A 17,930-nucleotide genomic window follows, 5' to 3' on the forward strand; every position below is an offset into this window, starting at 1 on the left:
GAAAGCTCAGGGATGAGGGGGAGCATAAGTGAGTAAAGGAAAACGGAGTTCTGCCCTTGATTATCGTAAAAAAAATCGTAAAAAAGTGTATAAAACAATTTTTCAAATTGCCTTTTTGCTTGCGGTAGGCTTCATTTTATTTCATGCACTTGTGGATGTTGAGAAATACAAGGAACCTGATAAGGCGACATGGACAAACAGGCAGGGCTTTATAGCCTTGTCCTATTTCGGTGTAAGTCGCACAGGAACCCCTAAACTAATTTCCAAAAACCAATTAAATCAACAGCTTAAAGCATTGAAGGATCAGGGTTATGTCACGGTATCGCAGAATGATATCTTGGAATTCTACAACAATGGGAAAGGATTGCCTGAAAAGGCTCTATTCTTATCTTTTGAGGATGGACGGAATGATTCAGGCTTATTTGCCCAACCGTTACTGGAGAAATACAATTATAAAGCGACATTCCTTTCTTATGCTAATAAGGTAGGGAATAGTGAACGGAAATTTTTACAGCCAAGCGATATGCGTAAAATGATGAAAACCGGGTATTGGGAGATGGGTAGTAATGGGTATCGTCTCACTTATATTAACATCTTCGATAATAATGGAGGTTTTATCGGGGTTAAGGATGAGGGGAACTTAAAGCATAAAGAACAAATTGAATACTACAATCATTATTTAATGGATTTTATCAGGGATAGCGACATGATTCCTGTTGAAGACCGAACCGAGATGGAAAAAAGAATAAACCAAGATTATAGTTTGATGAAACAGATATACACTGATAAGCTGGGTTTTGTGCCTAATGTGTATATGATTATGCATGCCAATGCACTACATAAAGGTATGAATCGCTTAGTATTAGATGTAAATACAAAAAATATCCAAGAGCTTTTCAAAATGCATTATAACAGAGAAGGAAATGTTTATAACGCTAGTAACGAGAGCCTCTACGACCTAACTAGAGTACAACCACAGCCTTATTGGTTCACTAATCATCTGCTAATGAAGATTCATGCGGATACCGGTGAGAGCATGAAGTTTGTTGAAGGGGATACTGATAGAGCTAAGGGCTGGAATGTCATCAGCGGAGCGGCTCAGTTCTTAGACAACAGGATTGCACTCACTTCAGCACCATCAGATGTCGGAATGCTATATTTGAAAAATAGTGATTCCTACAGTGATGTCCAATTAACCGCCGACTTTGCAGGAAATGTAGTGGGGAAGCAAGCACTTTATTTGCGTTATGATCGGAAAAAGGGCTCTTACATTCGGGCTACCCTTGAAAATAACGAGATTATTGTGGAGCAAAAAGAGCAAGGACAGCTACCAGAAAGATTGCTTACTCGCAAGTTGGATGATATGAGTTGGAAATCGGAAGACCTGGCCTTTAATAAGGCGACCATCTATTCTAAATTACAAACAAGCTCCGGTGGTTCAACTAAGGATGAATATCCTACCAATATTAAGAATACTAGAAAAATAGACGTAGCCTTACAAGGGAATAAGCTCAACGTGATTATAGATAATGAACCCTTACTAGTTAACCAAATTATTAATAGCTCGATTGGCGCCGGGGGCGTGGCTTTAGAATCCAAATACAATGAACAGAACAAAAAAGATAACATATACGACGGAGTGTTCGATGACGTTAAAGTTGTTGCCATTGGAAAGGATTTTAAAAAGCAGGCTACGTTGTACAACAATAGCTATGAAGGATTAAAAAAGGCAGTCAGTATAGTCAAAAGATCATTTAACTCCACTATTGATTGGGTGATTGAAACGTTCTAATCAGAATGTAGAATGTAAAAGGAGGATAGACCAAAGGTGTCTATGTCCACTAAACAAGATTCCAAAACACTAATAATTGCTATTACATCAGTTACTATATTATTGATCATAGGAGGATTTCTTTTTTTTTCCTTGAAGTACGATGACTCTAATGAACCTAAGGAAACGGAATTAATACAGCAAGCTCCGCAAATGTCAGCTTGGATAGCGGATTGGGTGTGGGAGTCCGGCCTGGAGGATCTCAAGAAGATTGCTGATCGTTTGGACAGCCTGCAGGTGTTCGCTGCTTATTTTGATGAGAAGGATGGTCTTTATTTTACGAAGGATCTTCATAGAGCTCTCCCAGATATACTAAAGGTAGCTAAGGAAAATAGTCTTAATAGTTTATACCTGACCCTAGTTAATGACATTATGTATGCAGAGGGGACGGAGGTGCAGAAGGATTCTGCACTTATAACAAGACTAATGGCTACAGAAGAAAGCCGAGAAGAGCATATTAAAGACATATTGTTTGCCATGAATACTTATGGCTTTAATGGTGTAGATATCGACTATGAGAAAATTAACGATAGCGATTGGGAAAATGTATGTGCGTTTTATTTAGAGCTGTATGAAAGACTTAAGCCGTTGGGGAAAAAAATGAGAATTGTGCTTGAGCCTCGTGCACCTATTGAGAGGTTGATCCTCCCTGAAGGGCCATCTTACATCATGATGGCTTATAATCTCTTTGGCAATCATAGCGGTCCGGGCCCTAAAGCGGATCACGAGTTTATTGAGAAGCTGGCTAAGAGAATGGAAAAATTGCCGGGGAACCCGGTTATTGCCTTTTCCGCTGGGGGCTTTGATTGGTCATCAGATAATGGTAAGGTCACCTCATTGACGGAAAAGCAAGCCGAGAAGCTGTTATTGGATACAAAGGCAACTTCTAAGCGTGACCCGAAGAGTGGTGGCGTCTATTTTGAATATAGGGATAAAGATAACATCGAGCACACAGTTTGGTATGCCGACAAGGAAACCTTCTCTCAATGGATTAGAACTGCAAGTAAAGCAGGTATACATAATATTGCGCTATGGAGGCTCGGTGGTTTGGGGAAGGCAACGCTGGACAGCTTATAAAAATGTTTCTCCCGAAAGCCCATGGAATATTTTTCTCCTAATTAGGACAAACTAATAGGAAGAAAAACCTTGGCCGTGATATGGCCGCTAGAGGGGGAGCCACTTTTGGCCTGTAACCATACGCATAAATTTAGTTTTCGCTCATTTGCTTTGGTGCTAGCTTGGACGATTATTGCTTCTTTAATGGTTCCGACCATTGCAGGGGCTAAAGAACCAGCGCCTAGCAATTCCTTGACGGACATGGCCGCTAGTGCTAGGTCCGCTATTCTGATGGACGCGGATAGTGGAACCGTTATTTACGAGAAGAACAGCAATGCTTCCTTGCCGCCTGCAAGCATTACGAAGATTATGACGATGCTTCTTGTTATGGAAGCAATAGATGAAGGTCGTCTAAAGCTGACTGACAAAGTCCAGACAAGTGAATATGCTGCGTCTATGGGAGGCTCGCAAATTTTTCTGGAGCCAGGCGAAGAGATGTCTGTTGACGAAATGCTTAAAGGTGTTGCTTTGGCTTCTGGTAACGATGCCTCGGTTGCTCTAGCCGAGAAGTTAGGAGGAAGTGAGCAGCAATTCGTCGTGATGATGAATGAGAAGGCTAAACAGCTAGGTATGAAAAATACGAAGTTTGCTAACTGTAACGGTCTTCCTGCAGAAGGTCATGTTTCTTCGGCACATGATATTGCCTTAATGTCACGTGAGCTGCTTAAATATGAAGGAATTACGAATTATACAGGGCTGTACCAAGACTACCTTCGTAAAGACAGTCCCAAGCCATTCTGGCTCGTGAACACGAATAAGCTCGTCCGTTTCTATAATGGTGCAGATGGATTAAAAACGGGTTTTACGAGCGAGGCGAAGTTTTGCTTATCGGCCACTGCAAGAAGGGACAATTTGCGTCTTATCGCTGTTGTGATGGGTGAACCGAATACTAAAACACGTAATGCCGAGGTATCTCATCTGTTTGACTATGCATTTGCGCAATATACGAATGTTTCGATTTATAAGAAAGGCGATCCCATCGGGACTCTTCCAGTAGAGAAGGGTAAGGTTGCCCAAATTCCGCTTACAGCTAAGCGTTCTTATAGTGTGCTGCTGAAGAAAGGCGATGCGGGCAAGGGGATTAGACACGAGCTTGTGCTCAACCCCTCTGTAAAGGCGCCGGTAGAGGTGGGACAACCCATTGGTAAGCTGGTGATCTATCGAGGTACAGAGGTGTTGACAGAATTTCCGGTAGAATCGCCTTTGGCGGTTAGCCGTGCTGGATGGTGGACGTTGCTGCGAAGAACAACAGGGCATCTGTTCCTTTCCGATTAAGGTTAGGGAAGGGGCGGTTTGACGGGGAATTCGTCGCCGCCTCTTTGGCATATTTTGTCGATTAGAGTAATGCTGCTTCTAGTTTTGTCGGAGGGCAGGAATGGGAGAGTCCGCCGTAGAAATGGTGACAATGCAGCTTATGTAGCAGCAATGAATGATAGGCAAGCGTAAGGCTTGCTCTTTGGCATTCTAGGCTGTAGAAGAGCTGTACGCGCATATTGGGGAAGGGGAAATGAGAATGAGCTTACAGGTCGAGCTGGAGCAGCACCGCAATGTACTGATCGTCCGTCTGAGGGGAGAATTGGATCATCATACGGCGGATGTCGTCCGGTTTAAGATGGAGGATGCCATATTAAGAGGACGGTGCGACCACGTCGTTCTGAGCATGAAGGACTTGCAATTCATGGACAGCTCAGGGCTGGGCGTCATACTTGGACGTTATAAGCTTGTCAAAAGCCGTGGCGGCAAAATGGTCGTGTGCGACACGCAGGCGAGTGTAAAACGATTGTTCGAGCTATCGGGGCTGTTTAAGATTTTATCCTTTTACGAAACCGAACGTTCGGCATTAGCCAGTCTGGAGGTCGTATCCTAATGAGCGGACACAATTATATGAAACTTACGTTTGCCAGTCGTTCCGAGAATGAGTCTTTTGCTAGAGTATCAGTCGCAGCATTTGTCACCCAATTAGATCCAACGATGGAGCAGCTTGATGAGATTAAGACGGTCGTTTCCGAAGCGGTTACCAATGCCATTATTCACGGCTATAACGGAAGCACGGCAGGCATGGTTACCGTTGAGGCTGAGATTGACGGAGATACTGTAATGATCTCTATTCAAGATCAGGGAAAAGGTATTGAAGATTTGGAGCTGGCACGCCAGCCTTTGTTTACTTCTCGTCCAGAGCTGGAGCGTTCGGGTATGGGCTTCACGATTATGGAAAACTTCATGGATGAGTTCGAAGTCGTCAGTTCAGCGGAGGGCGGAACTTCGCTCAGAATGAAGAAACGGATAGAGTCCAAAAAAGTGTTATTTAATTAAAAACCGTGCGGCAGGGGTTGGAGGCATGGAATCAGAATGGAAACGATCTTCTCCGCCGACTTACTTGGATGACAGTGAAGTGAAGCGTCTAATTGCGCTCAGTCAATCCGGAGATACGATCGCGCGTGATACACTCGTTAATAGCAATATTCGGTTAGTATGGTCGGTCGTTCAAAGGTTCTCGAACCGAGGATATGACAGCGATGACCTGTTTCAAATTGGTTGTATAGGGCTACTTAAGTCAGTCGATAAGTTCGATCTTTCCTACGATGTTAAGTTTTCTACATACGCTGTTCCCATGATAATTGGAGAGATTCAAAGATTCCTTAGGGATGATGGCACGCTGAAGGTAAGTCGCTCTCTTAAGGAACTGGCTAACCGTGTACGTAAGGTTAAGGATGAGCTTTCCAAAAGATTAGGACGTGCGCCAACGATCAGTGAGGTCGCTGAAGAAATTGGCGTTACGCCTGAAGAAATTGTTTTTGCCCAAGAAGCGAATAAACCGCCGGCATCCATACATGAGACGGTATTCGAGAATGATGGGGATCCGATTACTTTAATGGATCAAATTGCCGACGAATCGCAGGAGCGATGGTTCGATAAGCTCGCTTTAACCGAAGCCATACAAGGTCTGAGCGATCGTGAGAGACTAATTGTTTACTTGCGGTATTACCGAGATCAAACCCAATCAGAGGTCGCCGGTCGGCTCGGTATCTCACAGGTACAAGTTAGCCGACTGGAGAAAAAAATTCTTCAGAATATTAAGGACCAAATAGCCCAATAGCTAAGCTTCATAACAGGTAACAATCATTATAAAGCTAGCCATTTAGAGAAGCAGGAGTATCTTCTTCAGGAGATGCTTCTTGCTTTTTTCCGTTTTCCGACTATATTGGTCGTTATTTCCCCATACTAAGCAAAATACTTGCAGAGGAGGGAGGAAGTTGGAGAGCTCCAGTCCAGAGTCCAAAATCGTCTATGTCCGTATGCGAAGGAGAGCAATTGTCCGTCCTCATTCTGTAGTTACATTAGGGGATGTTGCAAGGTTGGTTACGGTTGGTCGCTTGGAGGAAAGATTGAAAAGGCTCCCTCTTCACACGATCTCAGCCAAAGATGGTAATCTGCTGCTTATTGATATGTTACAGGTGGTCAAGGCCATTAGAGAAGCTGAGCCTGGCATGGTTATTGAGACATTCGGCGAGCCTCATGTATTGCTCGAGATTTCCCCGAGTAGAGAGATCAAGCCTCGTTGGGTAATTTTGGTGCTTGCTTGGCTGCTATTATTTTTCGGGTCGGGGATGGCTATGATGAATTTTCACGCTGATGTAAATATGCCCGCTGTGCAGCGCAGAATTACGGAGCTTATAACGGGTCGTCCTGACTCACATCCGTGGCTCTTTCAGATTCCTTATTCAATTGGCATTGGGATGGGGATGCTACTATTCTTTAATCGGCTATTTCGCAAACGGCACAACGACGAGCCCAATCCGCTCGAAGTGGAAATGTTCATGTATCAGGAGAATGTGAACCATTACGTAATTACCGAAGAGTACAACAAAAAACATGAAGATCACTCGGGAAAAGAACGTGGCTGAGGTAGGGCAAGGATTATTGTTGAGTGTTATCGGGCTGGCCGGGGGGTTTGCAGTTGGAAGTGCTTATGTTGCATTGCTGATTGTGCTCGATCTTATTCCAAGATTGGTGCAATTAACGAGGGCATATCGTCGTTCAGTTATATTCGAATCGGGTATTTTGTTTGGTGCTTTATATTGGAGTAGTGCTGATTTATTCAACTGGTCCTTTAAGCTTCCGGCAAGCATACTTCTTATCCCGGCTATTTTCCAGGGGCTATTCGTCGGGATGTTCGCTGCGGCGTTGACTGAGGTGCTTAACGTCATTCCCATTCTGTCTAAGAGATTTAAGCTGATGCCGCATCTGTTTTCTTTGCTGCTCGCTATGGTACTTGGGAAAGTTGTAGGTTCATTAATTGATTGGCTGTGGTTGCATCCTTAAGGAGCGTGATAAAGGTGGAAACGACTGAACACGGCAGCATGGATTTGGAGCATACGATACCACTGGACATCCATTCACTAGGGAAGGGTGGAAGTGACAAGCAGCAAGGGGAACACTCTGGAGAGCAACAATTAAACAAGGACGATGGTAAAGTTAAAATAAATCCAACCTCGTCTGAGCAAGCACGTAAGTCGCAGCATCGAATCCCAGATAACATGGAGCACTGGAAAGATCTGCTGAAGCAGACTATTGGGCTGAATAAGAGCTTCGAGGTTCAAGTTCGCGAGATGACCTTCGGTAGCCATCGTGTCGCTTTACTGTTTCTGAGTGTTTTTGCCAAGGATGCTTCATTAACTGAAATCATTAAACGGCTGACATATCTGGAGCCTGACAGTATTAAGAATCCCGATGCGATGCAAGCCTTCCTAGAGAATTATGTTCCAGCTATACAAATAATGAAGACAACCTCATTCCCCAAAATGATCGATGAGGTACTCATGGGAAATACAGCCTTCTACGTTGATGGCCAATCCGCTGCATTGATCATTGATGCTAAGTCCTTTCCTGGCCGCAATCCTGAGCAGCCGTCATTAGAAAAGGTCGTTCGTGGAAGCCAAGACGGCTTTACAGAGACTCTTCTGATGAATGTCGGCCTCGTCCGTAGAAGATTAAGGGATCCGAACCTGCGATTCGAGATGTTAAAGGTAGGTCGTCGAACGCAAACTGATGTATGTATCGGGTACATTGATGATATAGCGAACACAGAGCTTGTTGAATCCATTCGGGATAAAATCAATTCCATTGATATCGACGGTATACCTCTGGCCGATAAACAGCTAGAGGAGATGATGGTTGGCGGGGGCTGGAGTCCATTCCCACTTGCTCGATATACAGAAAGACCAGATGTCGTCGCTGCTCAGCTACTAGATGGAAGTGTAACAATTATCGTTGATACTTCTCCGAGCGCGATACTTTTGCCGACCACCTATTTTGACCTAGTACAGCATGCAGAAGAAAACCGTCAGAACCCTTTTATGGGGACATACATGCGCTGGGTAAGATATCTAGGAATGCTGGCTTCACTCGTACTGATGCCGCTTTGGTTTCTATTTAATGACAAGCAAACGATGCGACCCGAGTGGCTTTGGTTCATAGGGGCTGATAAAGTGGGTCAAATACCGATTATTCTTCAATTTCTGATCGCGGAGCTAGGAGTCGATTTACTCAGGCTAGCGGCTGTCCACACACCTGCTCCTTTAGTTACGGCTATGACTTTGCTGTCCGCCATTTTAATTGGCGACATAGCAGTGAAAACAGGCTTGTTCATTAACGAGGTCATTCTGTACATGGCTGTTTCTGCGATCGGGATGTTCGCTACTCCAAGCTACGAATTAGGTTTGGCAAATCGAATTGTTAGGCTAGCCCTTCTATTGGCTGTTTTCTTTTTCCATGAGATTGGTTTTGTAGTGGTATCTACATTCGTGTTTCTTTACCTAGCTTTCGAGAGATCCTTTAACGCACCGTACTTGTGGCCTTTCCTGCCCTTTAACGCTGCTGCGTTTCGAAACATTATTCTCCGCATACCGCTTCCGTTAAATAAGACACGACTTTCGCTATATCGCACGAAGAAAAGCCGCAAGCAGCCCATCTAAGCTAAGGAGTGCAAAAGTTGTGGTAATTCCTCCATTTCCCCAGGGGCTGATTTCCGCTATACTCAGTTATATATTGCAAACGCCGGATTGAGGTCAATTGACTTTACCGGAAATTTCGCCAAAGGGGAATTGGATATGTTTTTACATGGTACAAGCAAAATTAATAGTAAGGGTCATCTTGAGATCGGAGGCTGTGATGTTACAGACTTGGCACAAGAGTTTGGAACGCCTCTATACATTGTGGATGAAGCACTTGTGCGCCAACGTGCTAGAGAATTTATGGAAGCCTTCCGTACAACCGGACTTCGTCACCAGGTCGCTTATGCGTCCAAAGCTTTTTGCGTTATGGCTATGTGTCGTGTAGCAGAAGAAGAGGGCATGAGTCTCGATGTTGTATCTGACGGGGAATTATATACCGCGCTTCAAGCAGGCTTCCCAGCAGAGCGCATTCATTTCCATGGCAATAACAAAACACCTGAAGAAATTGTAATGGCACTTGATGCTGGAATTGGCTGCTTTGTCGTCGACAATTTCGATGAGCTGCATCTTTTGAATGCATTAGCAGCAGATAAAGGCAAGCGCGTTAACGTATTGCTTCGGATTACGCCGGGAGTCGAGGCACATACCCATGATTACATCTCTACAGGTCAACAGGACTCCAAGTTCGGCTTTGATCTTGGCAATGGTACGGCATTTACAGCTATTGAAACTGCTATTGGCTTATCGAGCTTGAAGGTTCTGGGCGTGCATTCTCATATCGGCTCGCAAATCTTTGAAGTTGAAGGCTTCCGTATGGCTGTTGAGAAGGTAGCGGCATTCGCCGTAGAGATTAGAGACAGGCTTAATCACACATTCACAGTTCTTAACTTGGGTGGAGGCTTCGGAATCCGTTATGTGGAAGGCGATCAGCCGCTCCCTGTTGGTGTTTATGTGCAAGCTATTGCCGATGCTGTTCGGACGACTTGCGAAAATGCGAACTTTGCGTTGCCTGAAGTATGGATCGAGCCGGGCCGCAGTATTATCGGCGATGCAGGTACGACTTTGTATACAGTAGGGACAAGTAAGGACATCCCAGGGGTTCGTAAATATATTGCAGTTGATGGTGGAATGACTGACAACCCGCGTCCTGCTTTATACGAGTCTAAATATGAGGCGGTTCTGGCGAACCGTGCGAACGATACATTAAACGAGCTAGTGTCTGTTGCTGGAAAATGTTGTGAGAGCGGAGATATGCTTATATGGGATTTGAAGCTGCCTGCTGTTCAGTCTGGTGATTTGCTGGCTGTATTCTGCACAGGTGCTTACAATTATGCAATGGCAAGCAACTATAACCGGATTCGTCGCCCAGCTGTTGTGTTCGTTAAGGACGGCAAAGCAGATCTCGTTGTAGCTCGTGAAACTTATCATAACATTGTTGGTAATGATATCATTCCACAGCGCTTGCAGAAGGAAGCTGTTTCGAAGTAAGGAGACTGATTCTTTCATATGGGGTAGTTGAAAGTACTTCTAGTGTGATTTTGTGCGGCTAGTGCGATCAAGTGCGTTCCAGTGCGATCAGTTAAGCATGTCCATTGTTTATTCAAACTTTTGGTTTTCCTCAAATTGTTGTACAATAGAGCGAATTGATTTGAGGAGGTCATTATATTGTCTAAACAAGCACTGATTAAATTGGCTGATGGTAAAGAGATTACATTGGAACTATTCAACGAGGATGCTCCTAACACCGTTGCCAACTTCGAGAAGCTAGCTAATGAGGGATTCTATGATGGAATTCCGTTCCACCGTGTTATTCCAGGGTTTGTCGCACAAGGTGGCTGCCCGAATGGTAATGGTACAGGTGGTCCTGGATATTCGATCAACTGCGAGCATAATAAAAACAAACACGAGCGCGGTAGCTTAGCTATGGCACACCGTGGACCGAACACAGGCGGAAGCCAGTTCTACATCTGTTTTCAGCCGCAGCCGCACCTAGATGGCGTTCATACGGTGTTTGGGAAAGTAAGCTCCGGTATGGAGCTTGTAGATTCTCTTAAAGGGCAAGAAAAAATGGAATCTATCCGAGTTAGCGACGCGGTATAGAGTGTAGCAACGAACCCGTGCTTCAGCCTTTGGGCTGCGAGCTCGGGTTTTTTGTGAGCTCATATCACCCGCGCGCGGCAAAAGTAGACCGCTGCCAGCGTCTTGCAGCGCCCGAACCCCCTTAATTCAACCAATTAGTCTGCTCAAACGTCTTACAGCCCACAAACCCCCGTAATTCAACCAATTAGTCCGTTGTCAGCGCCTTGCAGCGTCCGCCCCCCGTAATTCAGCGAATTAGTCCGTTGTCAGCGTCTGCAGCGCCCGCCCCCCGTAATTCAGCGAATTAATCCGTTGTCAGCGTCTGCAGCGCCCGCCCCCCGTAATTCAGCCAATTAGTCCGCTCACAGCGTCTTGCAGCGCCCGAAGCTTCGTAATTCAACTAATTAGACCGCTGCCAGCAGCTTACAAACTACCAATAAGCGGTACCACCGACTAAATCCTGCCACAGGAGCAGGCAAGAGGAGAAATTAAGCGACGTCACCGACTAATTTCCGCCACTGGAGCAGGTATGAGGGGAAATTAAGCGGTACCACCGACTAAATCCTGCCACAGGAGCAGGCAAGAGGAGAAATTAAGCGACGTCACCGACTAATTCCCGCCACAGGAGCAGGTATGAGGGGAAATTAAGCGGTACCACCGACTAAATCCTGCCACAGGAGCAGGCAAGAGGAGGAACCTAAGCGATGCCACCGACTAATTCTCGCCACAGGAGCAGGTATGAGGGGAAATTAAGAGGAGCCACCGACTAATTCTCGCCATAGGAGCAAGGTATAAGGGAAATTAAAAGGAGTCACGGACTAAATCCTGCCACAGGAGCAAGCATGAGGAGAAATTAAGCGGTAGCACCGACTAATTCACGCCGCAGGAGCAAGCATGAGGAGAAATTAAGCGACGTCACCGACTAATTCCCGCCATAGGAGCAGCCATGAGGAGAAATTAAGAGGAGCCACCGACTAATTCCCGCAACATGAGCAGGCAAGAGGAGAAATTAAGCGACGTCACCGACTAAATCCTGCTACAGGAGCAGGTATGAGGGGAAATTAAGCGGTACCACCGACTAATTCCCGCCATAGGAGCAGGCATGAGGAGAAATTAAGAGGAGCCACCGACTAAATCCTGCCACAGGAGCAGGCAAGAGGAGAATTAAGCGACGTCACCGACTAAATCTATCCACAGCTCCAGGTATGAGTAGAAGTTAAGCAGCGTCACCGACTAACTCCCCCATTTGTTCAAATTTGAGTTGGAAATTAAGCGGCAGCACCGACTAATTCCCCTCGCCAGACCGGGCCAAAACCACCATAATAATTTAATTCCAAGTGTTTTACTTGCTTTTTACTAGCTTTCACTTGAAATTTGATTGTGAGAGTGGTACACTTTCTCTCAACAAGTTGCTTACCTTCGGGGCGGGGCGTAATTCCCCACCGGCGGTGATCGGCAGTGGAACCTGAAGTATGCCAGCAGGCATATGAGTTCCCAGCCGTCAGTCCGTGACCCGTAATCGCTTCTTCCGGATAACCGGCGGGCGTGATTCGGTGGACCTGGTGAAATTCCGGGACCGACAGTGAAAGTCTGGATGGGAGAAGGAAGCACAGCGCGGCCATGCCGTGTCCATAAAAGCCAAGTTTGCGTAAGAACACCGACGAAAAACGAAGTTGTTTGTTCTTTTTTTCACAAACCTGCGACATTGACAGGCTATTTAGTCATCTTTTAAGGGCATGCATTACAGGGTCTGTTTAACGCTGTGTATCTCTCACCCCCGGGGCTTAATCCTGGGGGTTTTCTGCTTGTTATATGTTCGTCTGCGGGAGAGGATGATGCGCATGGAAATGCTGAATGACGAATTTTATATGCAATTGGCTCTGAATTTAGCGGAAAGTGCATCCGGTCAAACCGGTGTTAATCCGGTAGTCGGCTGTGTTATCGTCCATAGCGGACGAATAGTAGGGATGGGTGCTCACTTGAAGCGTGGCGAAGGTCATGCGGAGGTTAATGCCTTAAATATGGCAGGAGAGCAGGCGCGAGGAGCGACGGCTTATGTGACGTTAGAGCCGTGCAGCCACTATGGCGTTACGCCTCCCTGCTGCGAAAGACTTATTGTGGAAGGCGTATCCCGGGTCGTTGTTGCAACTGTCGATCCAAATCCGTTAGTAGCGGGCAAAGGCATTCAGAGGTTACGGGAGTCGGGTATTCAAGTAGAGGTTGGAATACTTGAAACGAAGGCTACCCAAATAAACGAAGTATTTAACAAGTTTATTTTAACCAAAATGCCTTTCGTAACCTTGAAAACGGCTTTGTCGCTTGATGGTCGTATAGCAACTCGCACGGGGCATAGTAGATGGATAACGGGGGAAAAGTCTCGTGAAGCTGTGCACACGCTAAGACACCGGCATAATGCCATTATGGTAGGTGTAGATACTGTTGTCTCAGATGATCCTGAGCTCACGACGAGATTAAGCGTACCGGGCTTACACCCGACGCGGATTATCGTTGATTCTAGGCTGAGGGTTCCACTCACCTCGCGTGTTCTTAACGAAGCTGCACCTACGATCATATTGACAACTGATCTCGCCGAGCTTACAAAAGTCAGGCAACTAGAAGATCAAGGTGTAGAGGTGCTCCAATGTGGCGCAGGTCCTCGTGTTGATCTTGTTAAGGCAATGGCCTTGATCGGGGAACGTGGAATAAGCTCCATTCTGCTTGAGGGTGGAGGTATGCTGAACGGAGCTATGCTGGAAGCTGGTTTGGTCGATAAGCTAATGTTGTTCTATGCCCCCATCATTGTTGGCGGGGATGGCGCTCCATCTGCTTTTGCTTATAAAGGTCCAGAGGAAATGTCCTCAGCCCTTCGTTTACAGGGGGTATCTATGCAGGCATACGGCGAGGATTGGTGCATCTCGGGCTATCCGACAAGCAATTCATCAATTGAGCATCTTGGGAAGGCCGACGTTAAGGAGGAGAAGTAAATGTTTACGGGACTCATTGAAGAAATGGGTACGCTCCGGTCGGTCCAGCGACGGGGGGAAGCGATGATACTTAGTATATCTGCTTCTGAAGTGCTAACTGACGTAAAAATGGGCGATAGTATAGCAGTGAATGGTGTTTGCTTAACTGTAGTAGATTTCGATCGCAGCACCTTCAGCGTTGATGTAATGCCTGAAACCTACCGATTAACGAACCTACACTCCATTCAACCAGGAAGCGCGTTAAATCTGGAACGGGCGATGAAGGTCGGTGGGCGATTCGGAGGTCATCTCGTCCAAGGTCATGTGGATGGAACGGGCACGATTCGAGACAGGGCAGTTGAAGCAAACGCTGTGGTGTACCGAATTGAGCCAAAGGATTCAGAGCTCCTACGACATGTTGTGCAGCAAGGCTCGGTAACTTTAGACGGGATTAGTCTTACAGTTGTATCTGTCGATCGGAGCGCCAGTCAGTTCACGGTTTCCATTATTCCACACACGCTAAAGGAAACGGTGCTGCAGCATAAACATTCTGGAGATACGATTAATATCGAATGCGATATTTTAGGCAAATATGTTGATCATTTGTTAAGTATGCGAGAAGGGCAGCCAGCTAGCCGATCAGGAGGCTTAACGGAGTCTGTTCTACGTGATAATGGATTTATGTGAAAGGGGCGATAGAGATGGCAAGAAATAAATTTGATCTTATTGAAGATGCGATTTATGATTTAATGAGAGGTAAAGTGATCATTGTTGTCGATGATGAGGATCGCGAGAATGAAGGAGATTTAATCGCGCTTGCCGATAAGGCTACTCCTGAGGTCATAAATTTTATGATCAAGGAGGCACGAGGACTTCTATGCGTCCCGATCACACCGGAGAAGGCGGAAGCTCTTGACCTCCCGCCAATGGTCAGTCACAATACGGATTATCATGGAACAGCGTTTACGGTTTCCGTTGACCATATTTCGACAACGACAGGTATATCTGCTCCAGAGCGTTCAATATCTGTCAAGGCGCTTATCGATCCGTCAGCCAAGCCAAGCGATTTCCGCAGACCTGGTCACATTTTTCCACTAATTGCGAAAAAGGGTGGCGTGCTCAGACGGGCAGGTCATACGGAGGCAGCTGTCGACCTAGCTAAATTATGCGGATCTTCTCCTGCGGCCGTCATTTGCGAAATCATTAAAGAAGATGGCACTATGGCAAGATTGCCTGATCTTGAAATATTTGCTGAGGAGCACTCTCTGAAGCTGATTACGATCAAGGACTTGATTCACTACCGCAACGAGAAAGAAAAGCTTGTCAAAAGAGAAGTTGAGGTTAGAATGCCTACCGATTTCGGTGTATTTAACGCTCTTGCTTATACGAATGAAGTGGACAATAAAGAGCATGTTGCTTTTGTTAAAGGTGAGATTGACGGCTCGAAGCCCGTATTGGTTCGAGTACATTCCGAATGCTTAACAGGAGATGTGTTCCATTCCCATCGTTGCGATTGCGGTCCGCAATTGGAAGCAGCGCTCAGACAGATCGATGAAGCTGGCAGCGGTGTTCTGCTCTATATGAGACAAGAAGGCCGTGGGATAGGGCTAATCAACAAATTAAAAGCTTATAGCCTCCAAGAGCAGGGATTAGACACTGTGGAAGCGAATATTAAGCTTGGGTTTGCTCCGGATTTGCGGGAATATGGCATTGGGGCGCAGATTTTGAAGGATATTGGCATCAAGGATATTCGATTGCTGACGAATAATCCACGTAAAATCAAAGGCTTAGAGGGATATGGACTAAATGTTGTAGAACGCGTTCCGATCCAGATGGCTGAGAATGTAGATAATACGGGATATTTGCACACGAAGAAAGATAAGCTAGGTCACCTGCTTTCCTTTAAAGGCGATCCTGATTACTTAATATAAAACAAATAAACTAACTATGTGAGATATGAGAGGATGAATAAAATGTCAATCGTATATGAAGGTCATTTAGTTTCCAAAGGTTTAAAATATGGGGTAGTTGTAGGCAGATTTAACGAGTTCATTACTTCCAAGCTGCTAGGCGGCGCTTTAGATGCATTAAAGCGTCATGGTGTTGAGGAGAACGAGATCGAAATTGCATGGGTTCCTGGAGCGTTCGAAATTCCTTTTATCGCTCAAAAGCTAGCTGAGAGTGGCAAATATGATGCTGTTATTACCCTTGGGGCGGTTATTCGCGGTTCTACGCCGCATTTTGACTATGTTAGCAGCGAAGTAACTAAAGGTGTTGCGGCCATTTCATTAAAAACAGGTGTACCGACGATCTTCGGTGTACTGACTACGGATAGCATTGAACAAGCGGTAGAACGTGCAGGAACGAAAGCCGGAAATAAAGGCTGGGATGCTGCCACTACGGCGATCGAAATGGCGAATTTAACTCGCTCAATTAAAGGCTAAAGATAGCCTAAACATAATTTTTCAAATTAAGTTTACTGAAGTAAAACGGTAGGGCAGGAGGAGAAACCCGCGTGGCAATGCTATACAAGCTAGAGACGTTCGAGGGACCGCTAGATTTATTGCTTCATCTCATCGACAAAGCGGAAATTGATATTCAGGATATTTCGATTAACGATATAACGGATCAATATATGGCATACCTCGGGGCTATGCAAGAGCTGGAGCTAGACATTACCAGCGAGTTTCTCGTCATGGCCGCTACATTGCTTTCCATGAAGAGCCGTCAGCTGCTTCCGAAGCCGCCGGTAACGGAAGAGCCTTGGCTAACGGTGGACGATGATGATTACTTAGACCCTAGGGAAGAGCTAATCCGTAAGCTGCTTGAATATCGAAAGTTCAAATCGGTGGCAGGGCAGTTAAGGGAAAAGGAATGGGATCGCAGTCAAGTCTATACACGTGAACCTACGGATTTGTCTCCTTTCGAGAAGGTTGTGCAGACTAATCCCGTGGAAGGCTTGCACATTGATGATCTAGTAAATGCTTTCCAGAAAGCAATGCGACGCTTGGCAGGTCGCCATAGGGTTTCTTCGATCCACAAGGATGAAATATCGGTAAAAGATCGCATTCGTGATATAATTAATACATTAAAAAGCCGCACTCATGGTGGAAGGCTGTTATTCTCACAGCTCCTTGGGGATGGTGAGGACCGTCAGGAAATTGTAGTAACCTTCCTGGCTATTCTTGAGCTAATGAAACGGAAATGGGTATCCTGCCATCAAAGCGGTTTATTCGATGAAATTGTGTTAACGTGGACGGGAAGAGAGGATAACAATGGATTACTCGACATTGAAATCAGTACTTGAGGGATTGCTATTCGTATCCGGTGACGAGGGAATAAGCGCCAAGACGGCTGCGGAAGTGGTTGAGACTGATATCGAAGTCGTCAAGGATGTGCTGAAGGATCTTCAGAAGGAGCTTGCCAAAAAGAAACGCGGCATTCGGATAGCAGAGGTAGCGGGCGGTTATCGTATGACGACAGTAATAGACCATGCTCCTTACTTCGAGAAACTGGCTTATTCTCCTACTCGTGCCGCGCTTTCACAAGCTGCACTAGAGACTCTGTCGATTATCGCCTACAGACAGCCAATTACTCGAGTTGAAATCGAAGAAATTCGCGGGGTCAAGGCCGACAGAGCATTACATAATCTCGTCAATAAAGACTTAATTGAAGAAAAGGGACGCGCGGATGCATTAGGTAGACCTATTCTTTATGGAACGACTAAGTCGTTCCTCGATTATTTCGGTTTAGCGAATATTTCAAGCTTACCTGAACCTTCTACTTCTGAAGGTGACGATGAGCTGGAAGAAAGAACGAAGATGCTCTTCGAACGAATTGAGGGTCGTCAGCTTTCCATGGTTGACATGGATAAGGAGCTTCAAGCGGAATCATATATGGATAGCGATATGGATCTAGATTTAGATTTAGAATCTAATTCTGATCTGGAAACAGAATGAAGCAATGTTAAAGGAATGAAGAAAAGCC

General features: G+C 45.6%; 17 protein-coding genes and 1 riboswitch. All 17 genes read left to right on the forward strand.

Features of this window, described 5'->3' with window-relative positions; genetic code table 11:
• Positions 1 to 28 precede the first annotated feature (28 nt).
• The 17 genes from KCTCHS21_RS12470 (at position 29) to scpB (ending at position 17,902) form a co-directional block, all read left to right on the forward strand.
• The gene (locus tag KCTCHS21_RS12470; protein WP_130608353.1) at positions 29 to 1,792 is read left to right on the forward strand and encodes a polysaccharide deacetylase family protein; all 1,764 of its coding nucleotides are present in this window, start codon (positions 29 to 31) and stop codon (positions 1,790 to 1,792) included.
• Positions 1,793 to 1,834: 42 nt separating this feature from the next.
• A complete protein-coding gene (locus tag KCTCHS21_RS12475; RefSeq protein ID WP_130616481.1) occupies positions 1,835 to 2,908 on the forward strand; it encodes a glycosyl hydrolase family 18 protein in 1,074 nt (357 codons plus the stop codon).
• Positions 2,909 to 3,091: 183 nt separating this feature from the next.
• Positions 3,092 to 4,222 carry a D-alanyl-D-alanine carboxypeptidase family protein gene (locus KCTCHS21_RS12480; protein ID WP_130616482.1) on the forward strand — a complete coding sequence of 377 codons (1,131 nt, stop codon included), beginning with the start codon at positions 3,092 to 3,094 and terminating at the stop codon, positions 4,220 to 4,222.
• A 238-nt stretch (positions 4,223 to 4,460) separates the two neighbouring features.
• The gene (gene spoIIAA / locus KCTCHS21_RS12485; RefSeq protein ID WP_130608356.1) at positions 4,461 to 4,814 is read left to right on the forward strand and encodes an anti-sigma F factor antagonist; all 354 of its coding nucleotides are present in this window, start codon (positions 4,461 to 4,463) and stop codon (positions 4,812 to 4,814) included.
• On the forward strand, positions 4,814 to 5,260 hold the full coding sequence (gene spoIIAB, locus KCTCHS21_RS12490; protein ID WP_130608359.1) for an anti-sigma F factor: 447 nt from the start codon (positions 4,814 to 4,816) through the stop codon (positions 5,258 to 5,260). Before spoIIAA ends, spoIIAB begins: the two co-directional genes overlap by 1 nt.
• Positions 5,261 to 5,285: 25 nt before the next feature.
• Positions 5,286 to 6,044 (forward strand): RNA polymerase sporulation sigma factor SigF, encoded by a 759-nt coding sequence (gene sigF / locus KCTCHS21_RS12495; RefSeq protein ID WP_130608362.1) that lies wholly within the window; start codon positions 5,286 to 5,288, stop codon positions 6,042 to 6,044.
• 157 nt (positions 6,045 to 6,201) lie between these two features.
• Entirely contained in the window at positions 6,202 to 6,852 is a 651-nt protein-coding gene (locus KCTCHS21_RS12500; protein WP_130608365.1) for a stage V sporulation protein AA, read from the forward strand.
• Positions 6,821 to 7,270 carry a stage V sporulation protein AB gene (locus KCTCHS21_RS12505; RefSeq protein WP_130608368.1) on the forward strand — a complete coding sequence of 150 codons (450 nt, stop codon included), beginning with the start codon at positions 6,821 to 6,823 and terminating at the stop codon, positions 7,268 to 7,270. Before KCTCHS21_RS12500 ends, KCTCHS21_RS12505 begins: the two co-directional genes overlap by 32 nt.
• A gap of 14 nt (positions 7,271 to 7,284) precedes the next feature.
• A complete protein-coding gene (locus KCTCHS21_RS12510; protein ID WP_232058174.1) occupies positions 7,285 to 8,922 on the forward strand; it encodes a spore germination protein in 1,638 nt (545 codons plus the stop codon).
• Positions 8,923 to 9,057: 135 nt separating this feature from the next.
• Positions 9,058 to 10,389: a diaminopimelate decarboxylase gene (gene lysA, locus KCTCHS21_RS12515; protein ID WP_130608371.1), complete on the forward strand. Its 1,332-nt coding sequence runs from the start codon at positions 9,058 to 9,060 to the stop codon at positions 10,387 to 10,389.
• 177 nt (positions 10,390 to 10,566) lie between these two features.
• On the forward strand, positions 10,567 to 11,001 hold the full coding sequence (locus tag KCTCHS21_RS12520; protein ID WP_130608374.1) for a peptidylprolyl isomerase: 435 nt from the start codon (positions 10,567 to 10,569) through the stop codon (positions 10,999 to 11,001).
• Positions 11,002 to 12,391: 1,390 nt separating this feature from the next.
• Positions 12,392 to 12,590: riboswitch (FMN riboswitch) on the forward strand.
• Between the two features lie 231 nt (positions 12,591 to 12,821).
• Complete coding sequence (gene ribD / locus KCTCHS21_RS12525; RefSeq protein WP_130616484.1) at positions 12,822 to 13,964, forward strand: bifunctional diaminohydroxyphosphoribosylaminopyrimidine deaminase/5-amino-6-(5-phosphoribosylamino)uracil reductase RibD; 1,143 nt, start codon at positions 12,822 to 12,824, stop codon at positions 13,962 to 13,964.
• On the forward strand, positions 13,965 to 14,630 hold the full coding sequence (gene ribE, locus KCTCHS21_RS12530) for a riboflavin synthase (protein WP_130608377.1): 666 nt from the start codon (positions 13,965 to 13,967) through the stop codon (positions 14,628 to 14,630).
• A 14-nt stretch (positions 14,631 to 14,644) separates the two neighbouring features.
• The gene (locus tag KCTCHS21_RS12535) at positions 14,645 to 15,874 is read left to right on the forward strand and encodes a bifunctional 3,4-dihydroxy-2-butanone-4-phosphate synthase/GTP cyclohydrolase II (protein ID WP_130608380.1); all 1,230 of its coding nucleotides are present in this window, start codon (positions 14,645 to 14,647) and stop codon (positions 15,872 to 15,874) included.
• Between the two features lie 42 nt (positions 15,875 to 15,916).
• Positions 15,917 to 16,387, forward strand: a complete 471-nt coding sequence (ribH, locus tag KCTCHS21_RS12540) for a 6,7-dimethyl-8-ribityllumazine synthase (RefSeq protein WP_130616485.1) — start codon at positions 15,917 to 15,919, stop codon at positions 16,385 to 16,387.
• A gap of 77 nt (positions 16,388 to 16,464) precedes the next feature.
• Positions 16,465 to 17,250, forward strand: a complete 786-nt coding sequence (locus tag KCTCHS21_RS12545; protein ID WP_130616486.1) for a segregation and condensation protein A — start codon at positions 16,465 to 16,467, stop codon at positions 17,248 to 17,250.
• Positions 17,219 to 17,902, forward strand: coding sequence for an SMC-Scp complex subunit ScpB (gene scpB, locus KCTCHS21_RS12550; protein WP_130608383.1), 684 nt, complete (start codon positions 17,219 to 17,221; stop codon positions 17,900 to 17,902). The genes KCTCHS21_RS12545 and scpB overlap by 32 nt, the downstream gene beginning before the upstream one ends.
• Positions 17,903 to 17,930 lie beyond the last annotated feature (28 nt).

This window comes from Cohnella abietis (assembly GCF_004295585.1).
Taxonomy (GTDB): domain Bacteria; phylum Bacillota; class Bacilli; order Paenibacillales; family Paenibacillaceae; genus Cohnella; species Cohnella abietis.